At 43.1% G+C, this 15,523-nt stretch carries 14 protein-coding genes; 2 read left to right on the top strand and 12 right to left on the bottom strand.

The features are described from left to right. Window positions 1-100: 100 nt before the first annotated feature. From H0266_RS16250 to H0266_RS16230, 5 genes are all read right to left on the bottom strand, one after another. Window positions 101-508, bottom strand: coding sequence for a Fur family transcriptional regulator (locus H0266_RS16250; protein ID WP_181473471.1), 408 nt, complete (start codon window positions 506-508; stop codon window positions 101-103). Beyond that, window positions 508-1,362: a metal ABC transporter permease gene (locus H0266_RS16245; RefSeq protein WP_181473470.1), complete on the bottom strand. Its 855-nt coding sequence runs from the start codon at window positions 1,360-1,362 to the stop codon at window positions 508-510. The genes H0266_RS16250 and H0266_RS16245 overlap by 1 nt, the downstream gene beginning before the upstream one ends. Next, window positions 1,359-2,135, bottom strand: coding sequence for a metal ABC transporter ATP-binding protein (locus H0266_RS16240; RefSeq protein ID WP_181473469.1), 777 nt, complete (start codon window positions 2,133-2,135; stop codon window positions 1,359-1,361). Before H0266_RS16240 ends, H0266_RS16245 begins: the two co-directional genes overlap by 4 nt. Window positions 2,136-2,327: 192 nt before the next feature. Next, window positions 2,328-3,020 (bottom strand): amino acid ABC transporter permease, encoded by a 693-nt coding sequence (locus H0266_RS16235; protein WP_181473468.1) that lies wholly within the window; start codon window positions 3,018-3,020, stop codon window positions 2,328-2,330. A gap of 10 nt (window positions 3,021-3,030) precedes the next feature. After that, window positions 3,031-3,921 carry a transporter substrate-binding domain-containing protein gene (locus tag H0266_RS16230; RefSeq protein ID WP_181473467.1) on the bottom strand — a complete coding sequence of 297 codons (891 nt, stop codon included), beginning with the start codon at window positions 3,919-3,921 and terminating at the stop codon, window positions 3,031-3,033. A 251-nt stretch (window positions 3,922-4,172) separates the two neighbouring features. On the opposite strand from H0266_RS16230, the gene H0266_RS16225 reads away from it, so the two are divergent. After that, a complete protein-coding gene (locus H0266_RS16225) occupies window positions 4,173-6,092 on the top strand; it encodes a heavy metal translocating P-type ATPase (RefSeq protein WP_181473466.1) in 1,920 nt (639 codons plus the stop codon). 543 nt (window positions 6,093-6,635) lie between these two features. On the opposite strand, the gene H0266_RS16220 is transcribed toward H0266_RS16225, so the two are convergent. Genes H0266_RS16220 through H0266_RS16210 form a run of 3 tightly spaced genes read right to left on the bottom strand, consistent with a single transcriptional unit; the run spans window position 6,636 to window position 8,289 of the window. Then, on the bottom strand, window positions 6,636-7,460 hold the full coding sequence (locus H0266_RS16220; RefSeq protein ID WP_181473465.1) for a YihY/virulence factor BrkB family protein: 825 nt from the start codon (window positions 7,458-7,460) through the stop codon (window positions 6,636-6,638). Window positions 7,461-7,480: 20 nt separating this feature from the next. Then, window positions 7,481-7,810 carry a YtxH domain-containing protein gene (locus H0266_RS16215; protein ID WP_181473464.1) on the bottom strand — a complete coding sequence of 110 codons (330 nt, stop codon included), beginning with the start codon at window positions 7,808-7,810 and terminating at the stop codon, window positions 7,481-7,483. Further along, window positions 7,810-8,289, bottom strand: coding sequence for a low molecular weight protein-tyrosine-phosphatase (locus H0266_RS16210; protein WP_181473463.1), 480 nt, complete (start codon window positions 8,287-8,289; stop codon window positions 7,810-7,812). The genes H0266_RS16215 and H0266_RS16210 overlap by 1 nt, the downstream gene beginning before the upstream one ends. Before the next feature lie 221 nt (window positions 8,290-8,510). Between H0266_RS16210 and H0266_RS16205 the strand changes: the two genes are divergently transcribed. Next, window positions 8,511-9,893 (top strand): alanine/glycine:cation symporter family protein, encoded by a 1,383-nt coding sequence (locus H0266_RS16205; RefSeq protein ID WP_181473462.1) that lies wholly within the window; start codon window positions 8,511-8,513, stop codon window positions 9,891-9,893. A gap of 479 nt (window positions 9,894-10,372) precedes the next feature. On the opposite strand, the gene H0266_RS16200 is transcribed toward H0266_RS16205, so the two are convergent. The 4 genes from H0266_RS16200 to H0266_RS16185 all read right to left on the bottom strand — a co-directional run bounded on the left by H0266_RS16200 (window position 10,373) and on the right by H0266_RS16185 (window position 15,523). Continuing rightward, complete coding sequence (locus H0266_RS16200) at window positions 10,373-12,526, bottom strand: sensor domain-containing protein (protein WP_181473461.1); 2,154 nt, start codon at window positions 12,524-12,526, stop codon at window positions 10,373-10,375. 85 nt (window positions 12,527-12,611) lie between these two features. Further along, window positions 12,612-13,277 (bottom strand): SOS response-associated peptidase, encoded by a 666-nt coding sequence (locus H0266_RS16195; protein WP_181473460.1) that lies wholly within the window; start codon window positions 13,275-13,277, stop codon window positions 12,612-12,614. Between the two features lie 21 nt (window positions 13,278-13,298). Next, window positions 13,299-14,858 carry a CAP domain-containing protein gene (locus H0266_RS16190; protein WP_181473459.1) on the bottom strand — a complete coding sequence of 520 codons (1,560 nt, stop codon included), beginning with the start codon at window positions 14,856-14,858 and terminating at the stop codon, window positions 13,299-13,301. A gap of 293 nt (window positions 14,859-15,151) precedes the next feature. Continuing rightward, a complete protein-coding gene (locus H0266_RS16185; RefSeq protein WP_181473458.1) occupies window positions 15,152-15,523 on the bottom strand; it encodes a DnaJ family domain-containing protein in 372 nt (123 codons plus the stop codon).

Raw genomic sequence — 15,523 nt, 5'->3', positions numbered from 1 at the left:
CTTCACAAAAGAATTATAGCGTAACGGTTACGATTTGTAAACCGTAACCATTACTTTTTAAGAACAACCAAAATATAAGCCCGCGACATGACTCGCAGGCTTAACTGCACTGTGGACACTTACCATAAATCTCAAACTTATGATTCTCAATATCATACCCGTTTAACCCTTGGACTTTATCCATAGGACAAAACTCTATGGATTTCGTTTTGCCGCAGGTTGTACAAATGAAATGATGGTGATGGCCATGGGTCCCGCACCCTAAGCGGAAATGCTTCTCCCCGCCAAGCTCTGTCGCTTCCAGAATTTCTTCTTCTGTTAGCAAGTACAAGTTACGATAAATCGTATCATAGCTGACACCTGGAAAATCCTGTTGTATCTTTTTCAGAATATCTTTAGCTGCTATATAATGGTCCTGCTTTACAAAAATCTCTAGTATACGTTCCCTTTGCTTTGTTCGTTTGTATCCTTTTTCCTTCAGTCGATCTAATGCTGTTTCCAAATTCATCAAGCTTCACCCTTTCCCCATTGTTGAGTACTGACACTCTTATAGAGGATTGTCATCACTAAAATCAGAACAGCTGTCATCACAATCGTTCCTCCTGGTGGAACGCTTAAGTGATAAGAAGAAAACAATCCGATGATCACAGAGGTTTCACCGAATAAAATGGATAGTCCTATCGTCTGTTTGAAACTTCTCGATAGCCTGAGTGCTGATGCCACTGGCAACGTCATTAAGGCTGATACGAGTAGAATGCCGACAACTTGCATGGATGATGCGATGACTAAGGCGACCATCACGATAAATAACAAGTGAATCCAGCGGCCATTCACCCCTGATATCGATGCATGCTCTTCATCGAATGAGAGCACAAATAATTCTTTATAGAAAAGAATGACGATGACAACGACAGCCATGGTAATGAAGACGACTGTCCACATACTCGAGCGATCCACCGCCGTGACGCTACCGAACAAATAACTGAATAAGTCTGTATTAAAACCATCAGCAAGAGAAATGAGAATGACACCAAGACCGATTCCACCTGATAAGATAATCGGAATCGCAAGCTCTTCGTAATGTTTATACACTTTTCGCAACCGCTCTATTAAAACGGCACCAGCAACCGAAAAGACCATTCCCATGTAGATCGGATTCCAATCATTAATCGGCGTGACGCGTTTTTCAAGTAGTAAACTTGCCGCGATACCGGTCAACGTTATATGAGATAGGGCATCGGCAATCAGCGATAGCCTTCTTACGACAATGAACACACCAAGTAGAGGGGCCACTAAACCGATTAAAAGTCCTGTAATGGCTGCATTTTGTAAAAATTGAAATTCCATGAAGCTCTGAATCATGACGGATTCACCTCGTCATGGTTATGGCTTAATTGATGAACCGAATGACCATACAGTTGATTCAGATCCTCATCACTGAATTCTTTATAATCTTCAGAGGCTCCGTGGAAATGAATTGATTTGTTCATACAAACCACGTGTGTAGCGTGATCGGTAATTGTCCCGATATCGTGTGTCACCATCAGTAGCGTGATACCTTGCTCTTTATTCAGACGGCCCAGTAAATTATAAAAGTCCGTCACGTGCTTTGAGTCCACTCCTACGGTCGGCTCATCAAGAATGACGAGAGAAGGATCGCTGACAAGTGCTCTGGCTATAAACACCCTTTGCTGCTGACCACCGGATAACTCACCGATATTATCATGTGCGAACTCTTCCATCTCTACTGTCTTCAATGCTTCCAGCGCTTTCGCTTTATGACTTTGATTGAAGAACTTGAATGTACCGATTCTGGAAACTAAGCCACTTTTCACGACTTCAATCACCGTTGCCGGAAAGCCTGAATTAAAGCTATTGGCTTTTTGAGAAACAAATCCGACTTCTTTCCAATCTTTAAATTGCTTAAGAGGTTGACCGAATAACTGAATGCTTCCACGATCAGGCTTCGAAAGCCCAAGCATCAATTTAATCAGCGTTGATTTACCCGAGCCATTCGGACCAACCAATCCTAAGAATTGACCTTTATGAATTGATAGATCAACATCTTTCACGACCCACTCTTTATCATATTTGAAGGAAACATGATCCATTTCCACTAATACGTTCTTCTTCATACCTCTACCTCTTTTGTAAATAATAATGATTACGAATTAAATTTCTTTTCTAATGATAAAACAGGATTGCTTCAGAAGCAAACCTTTCTGCTTATTCTAAGGAGTTTCCTTATGTGCTAGAACGCTCTCTTCTCGATCGAAATAACCCCATTAAAAGGAAAACCAGAGCTTTAACAAAGCTCTGGTCTTGGATCATAGATATTTGTTGTACCGTTTTTCGAGATAGTCTTGTAAAAATGAGAAAATCATTGTAAGCGGCCAATAAATCAAAGCAGCTGTAATGTACATCGTCATAGAATCTACTGTACGGCCAGCTGCGATTTGTGCTTGGTTCAAAATCTCCGGCACCGAAATCATGGCGGCGAGTGAAGTAGCTTTCAGCAAATCAAGAAACACATTCCCAAGCGGAGGGATTGCGATTCTTGTCGCCTGTGGCATGATGATTCGACGAATAGACTGCCAGTAGGTAAACCCTAGCGCACGCGCTGATTCCCACTGACCATACGAAACACTGTTCAGGGATGCTCGGTTGATTTCGGCTATATAGGCTGCACTATTGGTACCAAACCCGATGATGGCCGCCACTGTAGCAGGGAATTCAATTCCGACCACAGGCAGTCCGAAATACAAGACGAACAAGTAAACTAAGATCGGTGTTCCTCGCATAAATGATATATATAACCGTGCAGGCCAACGGATCCATTTCTGGTCAGAACCTCGAGCTAAAGCAAGGAAAAATCCTAGCACGAGACCGATCGCCATTCCGATAACCGCAACGAGCAGAGTTAAGGGAACCCCTTCTAATATAAAAGGAAGGTTCGCCCAAGCTCGCTCGAAACTGAATAATTTCTCGATTTGGATGTTATCGATTTCTATACCTAGCATAAGCTGCTCCTTACAAATCTAGACCTTCAATCTCGCGGATTTCTTGTTCTGGTTTCTTAGAAGCATCCTTACCTCCGAAGAACTCTTCCGAAATCTTCGTCAGCGTACCGTCTTCGTGCATTTCTTGAAGAGTTGCGTTGATTTCTTCTTGCAATTTCGTCGCGTCTTTAGGCATCACGATCGATGAGCTAGTCGGATGGAACTGCAAGTCTGGGTGAAGTTGCACTTCAATATCCGGAAGTGCTTTCAGCGCTAGAGATTGTAGATAATAGTCATTGATAATAAAGTCTGTACGACCATTCTCCACGTCACGTAGGTACACATCGTTTGTCACGTTACCATAAGTTTTCGTTGTAGCACCGAAATGCTCAGCAATTTGAGAAAAGACGGTTGTCGCTCCTCCGCCATGCTTTTTCCCTTCTAGATCTTCCAATGACTCAATTCCAGATAAGTCAGATTCGCGGACGATCATGGTAGAGTAAGAATACTTGTAAGGGTCACTGAACGCAAATTGCTCTTCACGCTCTTTCGTCACTTGAAAATCATTGATGACGGCATCGATACGACCACTGTTGATGGCAGCAAGCAGTCCATCTACACCATACTCTTCAAACTTCAGATCCAAACCGATGCGATCAGCAACTTCCCGCATTAGTTCGACATCATAACCTGTCAGCTCGTCAGACCCTTCAGGGTAGTAAGAAGCTGGGAATAATGTACCTGAAGTACCGACAACGATTTCCCCTTCATCTTGAAGTTCATTCCACTTTGTGTCCTTTGTTTCTTCTTCAGCATTCGTATTCGAATCATCTGCGCTTTCCGTTTGATCTTCACTAGATCCACAAGCAGCAAGCAATACAGATAATGTAATCATAAGAATGAATAATAACCCTTTACGCATATGTGTCTCCGCCTTTCCATTAAGTAATTTTCATACTCACTTAATATAGCAAGTTTACAACTGTAATAGCAACTGTCTGACTCGGATTTTTATTGTCCTAATATTCAGAAAGGTACGTTTATCAACTTGACTATGCACCTTTCTCTGCTAAGATAATAATATATACAACATTATAATCATTATAATGTAACTGATATCGCTTATCAATAACAGACCCCTAAGCGATTGTTTAGAAAAAAGGAGTTGATATGATGACTACTGATTCACGTGCGTTTACTGACCGTATTCCTACCCCTTCTTCTTTTTTCAATCTTAAATGGAAAGAACATGCAGAATTGATCGCCGCCTTACTTAGTGGATTGCTAGTACTTACAGCTTGGATCTTTCATGATTCTGTGACAACGACAGCATACATCATCATGCATATCATAGCTTTCATCATCGGTGGGTTTGCGAAGGCGAAGGAAGGAATAGAAGACACGCTTCAAGAAAAGGAACTCAATGTTGAGCTGTTGATGATTTTAGCAGCAATCGGATCCGCTTCTATCGGATATTGGACAGAAGGCGCGATCCTGATCTTCATTTTCGCCCTAAGCGGAGCACTCGAAACCTATACAATGAACAAAAGCCATAAAGAACTCTCCTCACTGATGAACTTGCAGCCCGAAAATGCGACGTTGTTTACAGAGAATGGACATCAAGTGGTAGCTGTATCCGCCCTAAACATCGGTGACCAGATTCTTGTTAAAGCTGGGGAACGTGTTCCTGCGGATGGTGCCATCATCAAGGGGGAGTCGTCTGTGGATGAGAGTACCATTACAGGAGAATCCGTACCTGTAGTCAAGGGAATACAGCATGATGTATTTGCCGGGACGGTGAATATAAGTGGAAGTCTTACGGTGGAGGTAACAAAACCATCGAATGAAACCCTTTTCCAAAAAATCATTGAAATGGTACAATCCGCTCAAAGTGAGAAATCCCCTTCACAACTGTTTATCGAACGCTTTGAAAGCACGTACGTGAAAGTCGTGCTAATCGTTGTTGCCTTTATGTTATTTCTCCCGCACTTTTTATTCGGCTGGAGTTGGATGGATACGATATACAGAGCTATGATCCTACTTGTCGTCGCTTCCCCTTGTGCACTTGTCGCATCGATTATGCCTGCGACCCTATCCGCCATTACAAACGGCGCACGATGGGGCTTACTGTTCAAAGGCGGCGTACACATCGAAAATTTGGCGCACATTCAAGCGATTGCTTTTGATAAGACGGGGACTCTTACGAATGGAAAGCCTAAGGTGACGGACTGTGTTGTTTCTTCATCTATTGAAGAAAAGCATTTACTGCACATAACCGCTTCAATTGAAAATGAATCGAACCACCCGCTTGCTAAAGCCCTGGTAGATTACGCCACGCAGCAAGGGGTCTCACTACGAAATGTCGATCATATGAAAGATGTCAGCGGAAAGGGTGTCACAGCGAAAATCGACGGTGAAGAATGGCGCGTCGGGAAGCCGGAATTCGTAGGCAAAGAGGAAGCCTATTCGTTCCAAGGCGGAATCACAGAATCCCTTGCGCAACAAGGGAAAACGGTCATCTTCGTAAAACGCGATGACCGGGTGGTTGGACTTTTCGCTTTGAAAGATACGGTTAGGGAAGATACGAAGAAAGCCATTCAAGGTTTGAAAAAGCGTGGAGTGTACACCATTATGCTGACCGGTGACAATCCGATGACTGCTTCTGTCATTGCTCATGAAATCGGCATCGATCATTATGTTGCGGAATGTATGCCCGAACAGAAAGTGAACGAAGTGAAGAAGTTGAAGCAGCATTTCAACCAAGTAGCCATGGTAGGGGATGGAATCAATGACGCTCCTGCGTTAGCCACAGCCAACGTAGGCGTTGCTATGGGGGAAGGTACGGATGTCGCACTTGAGACAGCTGATGTTGTCTTGATGAAGAATCACCTCTCTAAAATTGTTCAAGCGATGAAGCTTTCTGAGAGAATGAACCGGGTCGTCAAACAAAACGTAATCTTTTCCATCGTTGTCATCATATTGTTGATCATCAGTAATTTCGCTCAAGTGCTTGATTTACCGCTTGGTGTAATCGGACACGAAGGAAGCACGATCTTGGTCATCTTAAATGGACTGCGATTACTAAAAGGGTAGTGTACGTAATAAGCGCACAGAGCCAAATGCTCTGTGCGCTTTCTAGGCTGTCTGCAGAATTTAGTTGAACGGTTCTATTAGATCATATATGAATACCGTGGGATGGAAAACGACTCGCTTTCCTGCGGGGGAGCCGGCAAGCCTCCTCGGTCGTTGACACTCCCTGTGGGGTCTCGCCTTGGTCCTTCTCCCGCGGGAGTCTCCCCGTTTTCCATCCCACTACGCAATGAATAGCGGGAATAGAACCTCTCCAAACATGGTACTCTCATCATTAAAGCTCCGCATTTAGTGGAATCTCAAGAGGTTCAGCCTGCCTTTGTTGAGGTGGCGTGGAAACGGCGACACTCCTGCAGGATGCTGAGGCTTGGGTGAGATCCCGGAGAACGCGAAGCGAGCGAGGAAGCTCACCGCCCCCTGCGGAAAGGGAGTCGTTTCCACGCCACCGGTCTCTTCTCAACTTGGAAGAACCGAAAATAGCTTCCGCAGGAACACTGAAAAGCGCACAGACTCTCATGCTCTGTGCGCTTTGTCTGTAGAACCTTTCTATCTTTGCGCCATTCTTCTTCTATAGATAATGGCGTTCAGTTCTCCACCTAGTATGATGACTATACCTGTGAGATAGAACCAAATCATCAAGATAATGACGCCTCCAAGACTTCCGTATGTACCTGAGAAATTCCCCATATTACTGACATAGAAGGAAAAAAGCAACGATACACCCTGCCAAGCCACTGTCGAAAGCAATGCTCCGATTGCAGTGTTTGTATATTTGATCCGTTTGTTCGGAGCCATAGCAAATAGAAACGAAAGTACAATAAAGAAAATGATCGATGAAATCACCCAGCGCAGCGCTTCCCACATTGCGATGAAACTATCAGATAGCCCGACAAATGAGAACAAATACACGCCGATGCTATGTCCTAGAACAGGTAGTAACAAGGCAATACCTATGACGACAACCATGGCGACGGTCAGGACAATGGCGATGAGTCGCGCCACAAGAAAAGGCCGACTCTCTTCCACTTCATAAGCGCGGTTGAATGCTCTCATGATAGCGTTGACACCATTAGATGCCGCCCATAACGTCCCGATAATCCCGATTGACAGAATGCCTCCATTTTCATTTTTCAATAAAGATGATACGTTCTCTGTAATCAGGTCAAACGTCTCTGGTGGTGCATATGTACTCACAAAAGCAAGAACCCTTTCTTCATCGATGTGCAAATACCCAAGAAGCGTAACAAGGAATATCATAAATGGAAACAACGATAGTAAAAAGAAATAGGCAAGTTGAGCGGCCATTCCGCTTACGTCGTCTTTACCGAAACGGCCGATCAGTTCTTTGCCTGTAGTTATGATTTCATTCATGATCTTCCTTCACCTCAATTTCAAGAAGCTTCTTTAGAGTCACCAACCGCTTTTAGTTGATTCTCCACTTCTTGATTAATTTCTCCTACTTTGTTGAGCATATCCTCTGCTTTACTTAATAGCTCAAGAAGCTCTTCTACACCTTTATTCAATTGCTTGGACATATATTCATAATTCATACGCAGGGAATGGATGGCTTCGGATGGATGCTGAATATATCCTTTGCATTTCGTACCCGCTGAGCGAGATTTATCCCCCACATAGCTTCTTGTCTCCTTATCCAATAACATCAAAGCTCCACCCACAATGGCTCCGTACATGACACCTTTCCATAACTTATGCTGTCCCATTAATTTTCCTCCTTAAAAGTATGTTCTTGTTTAATTCGATTCAACAATTGCACGCATCCTTCGCTGACAAGTTCATAGACGTAATCGAAATTCCCCGTGAAATATGGATCCGGTACATCGGACTCTTTGGCATTCGGAACACCACTCATCAACTTATCGACTACGACATCATTTTTTTCACGAATCGCCTTTAAATCATTAAGATTTTTCTCATCCATGGCAATCAAGTAGTCAAAGTCGTCCCAATCCCCCTCTTTCACCTGTCGTGCAAGCATTCCTTCATGGGAGATTCCTTTCTGATCCAGGATCTCTCTTGTTCCTTCATGAGGCTCGGAACCTTCATGCCAGTGACCTATGCCAGCGGAATCAGCATCGATGAAGGATTCTAATCCTTCCCTTTTCACTAAATCCTTGAATATTGCCTCTGCCATCGGAGATCGGCAGATATTACCTAGACAAACAAATAATACACGAACCATAAACGTTCCTCCATACATAGTATTTCATCTATCATTCATTCTATGAATGATTACATAAACCCTTCTTTTTCTATTCTTATAGTGCATATTTTCCCATGATCTGACGAAATAAACCATCCGATTTAATCAAGTTCTACGATTCTTCTTGACTTTCAAGCATAATTTTCTGAATATTGTATATAGAAATAATTTTGTAAATTTTATACTAGGGGGCCAGAGAAATGAGTTTAGAAGAAGTTTTATCACAAATTAGTGGCGTCGTTTGGGGACCCGCCCTACTGATCTTACTTGTAGGTACAGGCGTTTACCTAACATTACGTTTAGGGTTCTTACAATTCAAGACGCTTCCCTATGCTTTAAGATTAGCTTTTGTACCGAACAAAAAGAAAGTGGAGAATGAGAAGGGAGATATCTCCCACTACCAAGCCTTAACGACAGCCCTTGCGGCAACAATCGGAACAGGAAACATCGCAGGGGTTGCGACAGCTGTCTTTTTAGGCGGTCCAGGTGCTGTATTTTGGATGTGGATCACGGCGGTGTTCGGGATGGCAACAAAGTATGCAGAAGCTGTACTAGCCGTCAAATACCGTATTGAAGGTCCCAACGGTGAAATGTCTGGCGGACCGATGTATTACTTGTCACGAGGGCTGAAAACGAAACGCTTAGGTAAAGTGTTGGGAATGTTATTTGCAATCTTCGGGGCCGTTGCTGCATTCGGGATCGGGAACATGGTTCAATCCAACTCCGTTTCGGATGTAATGGAATCCACATTCAGCGTGCCTACATGGGTGACAGGAGTCTTACTTACTGTATTCGCTGCTCTCGTTCTATTGGGTGGAATTAAAAGCATTGGTAAAGTTACGGCCTTTTTCGTTCCGATTATGGCTGTGTTTTATGTAATCGGCGCACTCATCATTATTTTCATGAATTTAGATATGGTACTTCCTGCATTCGGAACCATTTTCACAGATGCTTTTACTGCTAATGCTGTGGGCGGGGGTATCCTCGGATCCGTAATCCGCTTCGGTGTCGCTCGTGGCGTATTCTCAAATGAAGCAGGACTTGGTTCAGCCCCTATTGCTGCTGCAGCCGCGAGAACGGATTATGCTGGACGCCAGGCTCTTGTATCCATGACTCAAGTCTTTATCGATACGATTCTCGTCTGTACGATGACCGGTCTTACCATCGTCATGGCAGGCCAATACCAAGGAGATTTAGAAGGTGCTGACTTAACGACTGCTTCCTTCCAAATCTTCCTCGGTGATATCGGGGCCTACATTGTTACGATCGGTCTGATTTTCTTCGCCTTTTCAACAATCGTTGGTTGGTCCTATTACGGGGAGAAATGTTTTGGATACTTAACGAATCAAAAAGGAATCGGCATCTATAAGGCGGTCTTTGTCGGCTTCGTCTTCATCGGGGCAGTTGCCCAGCTGGATGTTGTATGGGGAATGGCCGACATCATGAACGGTTTGATGGCATTCCCTAACTTAATCGGCTTACTTTTACTCTCCGGAGTTGTAGCGGCTGAAACCAATAAATTCTTAAAAGTCGCTAAAAAAGAAAGGCAAGAAGAGAAAGAAGCACGCTATACAAACGGATAACAAAACAAGAGCCACGAACACAACCTGTTCGTGGCTCTTCAGTGTGTCCGCGAAAGCTACGTTCGGTTCTTCCAAGTTAAGAAGAGTCCGGTGGCGTGGAAACGACTCCCTTTCCGCAGGAGGCGGTGAGCTTCCTCACCCGCTTCGCGACCTGCGGGATCTCACCTAAGCCTCAGCATCCTGCAGGAGTGTCGCCGTTTCCACGCCACCTCATCACAGAAAGGCTGAACCTCTAGAGATTCAACTACAATGTGGAGTTCTACTGATGACAGCACAATACTTGGTGAGGTTCTGTTCCAGCTAATTTGAGCATAGTGGGATGGAAAACGGGAAGACTCCCGCGGGAGAAGGACTAAAGGAAGACCCCATAGGGAGTGCCAACGAACGAGGAGACTTGCCGGCTCCCCGCAGGAAAGCGAGTCGTTTTCCATCCCACTGTATTCTTATATGATTGAACAAAACCATTACCTGCTTCAACCTTAAGAATATGTCTGCTTTTTTGTAAGCAGCTTCTCCATTTCTTCTGGAGGTAATGGCTTACTGAAGTAATACCCTTGATAGTAGGCACAGTGGTTCTCTTGGAGAAATTGAAGAACTTCTGCATTTTCTACGCCTTCTGCAACGACCTCCAACTTGAAAGCGTCCGCAAGTTGAATCATCACCTTCACAATTTCAGAATCGCTAGGGTCATGAAGCACCCCTTTGATGAAGGTTTGATCGATTTTCAAATAATGGATCGGAAACTTCCTTAAATAGCTGAGTGAGGAATAACCAGTCCCGAAATCATCGATGGATAACGATACACCTAGCGTTTTTAGATCTTGCATGGTTCTTATACACTGATCCGTATTCTGCATCACACTATTTTCGGTCACTTCAATTTCAAGAAATTGAGGGTCCAAACAAGTCTCCTGCAGTACACGGTTCACTTTTTCCGCAAAGTCTGTACGTTGGATTTCATTTGCGGACACATTGACAGCAACGCGTTCCGCCGCATACCCCGCTTCCATCCACTGCTGATTTTGTCTGCAGGCTTCATTCAACACCCACTCGTCCAATTGCGTGATCAACCCTGTTTCCTCCGCTATCGGAATGAACTCACCTGGTGATATGAAACCTTTTTCAGGGTGGTTCCAGCGGACTAATGCCTCCATACCACTAATATAACCAGTTTCCACGTTTACTTTAGGCTGATAATATAGCTGAAGTTCATTACGAGTAATCGCTTCACGCAAATCTCCTTCGATTGAAATCTGGTGATCATGATATTGATTCATATTCGGTGTGTAAAATAGAAAGTTATGGCGCCCATTATGTTTGCACGATTGCATAGCTAAATTGGCAAAACTGATCAACTCGTCTGAAGAGGAAGAATCAACTGGATGACGTGCCGCACCTATCCGGGCGGTGATGAAAATCTGTTTATCCATCAGGTGAATGGGTTGCATGATCTTTTGCAGAACCTCTTGACCGATGACTGCAATCTCTTCGCTTGATTGGCCATTCGGCAGGCAGATCATGAATTCGTCTCCCCCTAATCGATAAAGAAGGTCTTCAGGAGACAACACACTTTGGATCCTATCCGCCATTATTTTAATAACCTTATCCCCGCCCATATACCCCATGGCGTCATTGACATACTTAAATCGATCCAAGTTACAAAACAGGATCGATACTTTGGGATTTCGCTCAATCAGATTAGATAAATCTTTTTGCAATTTACTTCGATTCGGCAAATCCGTCAAAGGGTCATGAGAAGCCATGTGTTGAATACGATGCTCTGCTTCTTCATAGGACGTGATTTCAATTGAGCTTCCGATGACTTCTACGACCTCGTTATGAGCAAATATAGGGGACAATGTCGTATAGAAGTAACGGTCTTTATAACGGTGTTTATAGGATAACACTTCACCATTGAACCCACGTGTATATTTATCTTTATAAAAGGCAGACTGTTTCTCACCAAAAATATCTTCCAACTTTCGACTTCGAACCACCATCGTAGTTAACCCGATATCTTTCGCCAATTTCCCTTCAAACATGGAGTAAGAGAAAACCCCTTCTTTATTTCGGACAACTTTAAACACGAGGTTGACTAAAGACTGAACAGTGCGTGAATAATCTTCATGAGCTTGCTCTAGCTGCCTTGTCTCCTCATACTTTTGATTCGTCACATCCATGCCAAAAATGATAGACGAACCTTCATCTGTCGGTACAATAATTGTTCTCATCCAAAACAGCGTATTCGTTTTCGTTACATAACATAATTCTTCATCAAACACTTCCGAGTCATGACGATTATTCCAATAGCTGAAAATTGAATCATTAGTGGGCCTACTAAGAAAATATGTAAAGTCCTTATCCATAACTTCATTCTTTTCATAGTTTGCTAGCGAACAAAAGTAATCATCAGTAGACTTAATCATCCCATTATTATCAACCAGCATTATGGACATCACGTGACGTAACGCATAAATCATATCTTGCTGAGATTGTATGTAAGGGAAGAGTTCCTGTTTCAATTCATCGATCAATTGCTTTGAAGACTCCTCTAAAGGTTGAGATTCGAGTTGATCATAAAGCTTATTAACGGTATGCATATCTAATAGTGAGTGGTTTGAAAGTTTGTTCATCATATCCCTCTCATACAATTATTTCTATTTCAGTATATCTAAACCTATAAAGGAAAGAAAGGACATACGAGGAGATCAGGAGCACTCAGGCTAGCGGCTCGATACACGCAGGACCCGTATTCTTTGCAGAGTTCACATAAGGACTCACTTCGTAAGCCTCAAGCTCCTCCATCGTTAATTGCTCGATGAATTGATGAGCGTGATCAGGGGTCCATTTAACAGGCTCAATCCACTTGTCCTGCATATTCTCAGGTAAAATCACAGGCATTCGGTCATGAATTTCACTCATGAATGGGTTCGCATCTTTAGTGAGAATCGTACACGTAAAGCGCTCCTCATCCTCCGTTTTCCAATGATCCCATAAACCAGCGAAAGCAAATAACTTTCTATGCTTCATTGAAATTCTCATCGGCTGTTTACCTTCACTTATTTTCTTCCACTCATAAAAACTATCCGCAATAATCAAGCATCTTTTCTGAGACATCAATCTTTTAAAACTAGGTTTCTCATGTGCCGTTTCACTTCTGGCATTAATCATTTTATAACCGATTTTAGGATCCTTTGCCCACGAAGGGACAAGCCCCCAATACATTTCACCAGCCCGTTTTTCACTCCCACTTTGAATAACGGCCAGAACTTTTTGTCCTGGCGCAATATTATAACGTGGTTCGTCATCTAGGTTGAGGGACTGTAAATCAAAAGCTTGTATGATTTCGTACTCAGCTGCCGTTAATGTAAATCGTCCGCACATATAACCCTCTCCTGTTCCTACTTATTTAACAGAAAAGCTCATGCGGACGCCCTCTTTCATAGACGTTCCTGCTAGGCTTTTCATCGGTTCAATGATCAACTGGTGAAGTCCTGTCTCATATCCCCCTTCTGGTGGATGGACGTGATAATCAGTAGCTTGGCTGCCCTGCTTAATTTCCACGAGTACTTGCTCCCCAGAATCATTGATGACGTATATACCGCCATCCTCTAAAGCTTTATCCTCCATTTGTTCGTTGAACGTGATCTCCCATACCTTATCCTTATCGACCTCTTTTATACTTGAAAACTCCGGGTAGCTCCCCCATACCGGCTGGGTGGATGCCTTTTCTAGTTCGATTGCCTGAAAAGCGTCGACTTCCAACAATTCGAATTGGTTTTCTTTGATTGAAACTTCATATTTTTTCGTTTCATTGAACCAAGGACTATCGATATTTAATGTATAAGTACCAGGTTCAATAGGTTTATAAGTGTACTGATTATTGTCTTGCTTCTCGATATGCGTGTTTCCGTTTCTCTTTAAAGATATGACGGCATCCGGGTCTCCACCTGAAGCCCATTCCATCTTCAGAAATGTCGTTTGTTTTTGTGTTTGGAGATATACGTCATCAAGTTCCACTTGCTTGGCTGTCGTAAATTCCCACTTTTTCGATACATCTTCCTTAGTACTATCGGCATGTTCAGCTCTAGCCTTTATATCTACTGTATAAGTTTGCCCAGGAATTAACTTATTCTTTGGAATTAAGAAAACATGCTTGTTCCCGTGATCTTCCATAGAGGGTGTAACATTGTAGGTATCGACTTGTTCTCCAGATTCGTTCATCAACTTAGCCTGTTCAACGACCAGTTGGTCTTGAGGGGAGCCAAAATAGCGATACGTAATAGGATAGCCTGTCCATTCTCTATTTTTATCAAAGAAACGCAGAGGGTTCGGCTGCTCATTAGCAAACCATGAAACTTTCACATTTTGCTGATTGGGTACTGGATAAACGACTGGCCGTGGGTTTTCTACAATCCCATCTCCCCCGTAATTCGCCACAAAATCACCGGAGTCATTGTACCCAATTCCAATAGAACTGAAGCGAGGATCGATTAAACTTAATCTATGGTAAGGCGCATCGAATAAATGATGAATCGATACTTCACCGTCCTGTTCTTGATAGGTAATCCCTTCACCTACCAAGCCCGTATAGCCAACGTGGTCTGCTCGATGCCTGACACTATATCCAGTGAACCCCTCACTATCAGTGTTTCTCTCATAGTGACCGTCATCAGGAAATTGAAGAAGATAGTCTGCATGGTTCTGAGCCATTTTTTGAAGAAGGTCGTTTGATTGAAATAGTGGTAATTCCATCTGTTTACGATATTCATTGGCCATGTCAAATGCTGCATTTTGTATCGTTTCTCTCGAATCTGCCAAGGACTCTGTCTTGCTAGAGGATAATTCAGAGAGGGTATCTGTTGCTGATCTTCCATTGAGGTCTGTCGCTCCGTGCGTGTACACGGGGAAAGTAAGTATAAATGCCAACATTATCGAGAAAGGCAAGACAATCATTCGTTTCATGGTGCTCCTCCTCCTGTCTATATCGCTTTTCTCTATCCTACTAATGAGAGTACGGCTCTATGTCTTGAAGACCCATTTCTCTTTGATCCTTTATGGTTCTGATCCGTTACAAAACAAATCGTATAAAAAATGCTTATATAGGAAAATATCCTTAAAATGCCTTCTTTAAACGAATATTTGTTTTTTAGACGGATTGTTTATTAATTCGACACAAAAAAAGGAACGTCCATGTCGAGGAGTTCCTTTGATTACGCGCGTTTTTTTTGAGAAGAGTGATTTGTCCTGCCAGCCTACTAAAAACCGAGCCGTTTATTTATTTGGTTTTGATATTGGCGGAAGGATCCCGATTGTTTCCACTTCCTTCTTTCCATCAAAAGGTCGAACCGGATACGTTTCTCTGATAACCGTTTTTGACAGGCAGCTTTTTCTAATGGATCGTCAATGGTTTCGATCAATTCCTCGATTTCTACAATCTCTTTCTTTACTTGCATTTCCTCTGGAAGCATATGAGCATTTTTCAAAATCCGATAACTGTTCCGTAGTTCATCAGGAACGTGAGCCAAATCATCTTTGGGCAACGGCTTGCCTTTACCTGGTAAATAGTCAAAGTCCCCACGTTCGATAGACTGCTTGATTTTCTCCTCAATCAGATGATCAAAACTCAT

It is taken from the genome of Halobacillus locisalis (genome assembly GCF_013694105.1).
GTDB classification, from domain to species: Bacteria; Bacillota; Bacilli; order Bacillales; family Halobacillaceae; genus Halobacillus; species Halobacillus locisalis.
Note: the sequence above shows the minus strand (reverse complement) of the source record. Positions and strands in the feature narration are given on the sequence as shown.

Bases quoted from the DNA above. Each gene is read 5' to 3' on its own strand.
- H0266_RS16250 (WP_181473471.1), bottom strand. From the start codon at position 508: ATGAATTTGGAAACAGCATTAGATCGACTGAAGGAAAAAGGATACAAA.
- H0266_RS16245 (WP_181473470.1), bottom strand. From the start codon at position 1,362: ATGATTCAGAGCTTCATGGAATTTCAATTTTTACAAAATGCAGCCATT.
- H0266_RS16240 (WP_181473469.1), bottom strand. From the start codon at position 2,135: ATGAAGAAGAACGTATTAGTGGAAATGGATCATGTTTCCTTCAAATAT.
- H0266_RS16235 (WP_181473468.1), bottom strand. From the start codon at position 3,020: ATGCTAGGTATAGAAATCGATAACATCCAAATCGAGAAATTATTCAGT.
- H0266_RS16230 (WP_181473467.1), bottom strand. From the start codon at position 3,921: ATGCGTAAAGGGTTATTATTCATTCTTATGATTACATTATCTGTATTG.
- H0266_RS16225 (WP_181473466.1), top strand. From the start codon at position 4,173: ATGACTACTGATTCACGTGCGTTTACTGACCGTATTCCTACCCCTTCT.
- H0266_RS16220 (WP_181473465.1), bottom strand. From the start codon at position 7,460: ATGAATGAAATCATAACTACAGGCAAAGAACTGATCGGCCGTTTCGGT.
- H0266_RS16215 (WP_181473464.1), bottom strand. From the start codon at position 7,810: ATGGGACAGCATAAGTTATGGAAAGGTGTCATGTACGGAGCCATTGTG.
- H0266_RS16210 (WP_181473463.1), bottom strand. From the start codon at position 8,289: ATGGTTCGTGTATTATTTGTTTGTCTAGGTAATATCTGCCGATCTCCG.
- H0266_RS16205 (WP_181473462.1), top strand. From the start codon at position 8,511: ATGAGTTTAGAAGAAGTTTTATCACAAATTAGTGGCGTCGTTTGGGGA.
- H0266_RS16200 (WP_181473461.1), bottom strand. From the start codon at position 12,526: ATGAACAAACTTTCAAACCACTCACTATTAGATATGCATACCGTTAAT.
- H0266_RS16195 (WP_181473460.1), bottom strand. From the start codon at position 13,277: ATGTGCGGACGATTTACATTAACGGCAGCTGAGTACGAAATCATACAA.
- H0266_RS16190 (WP_181473459.1), bottom strand. From the start codon at position 14,858: ATGAAACGAATGATTGTCTTGCCTTTCTCGATAATGTTGGCATTTATA.
- H0266_RS16185 (WP_181473458.1), bottom strand. From the start codon at position 15,523: ATGAGTTTTGATCATCTGATTGAGGAGAAAATCAAGCAGTCTATCGAA.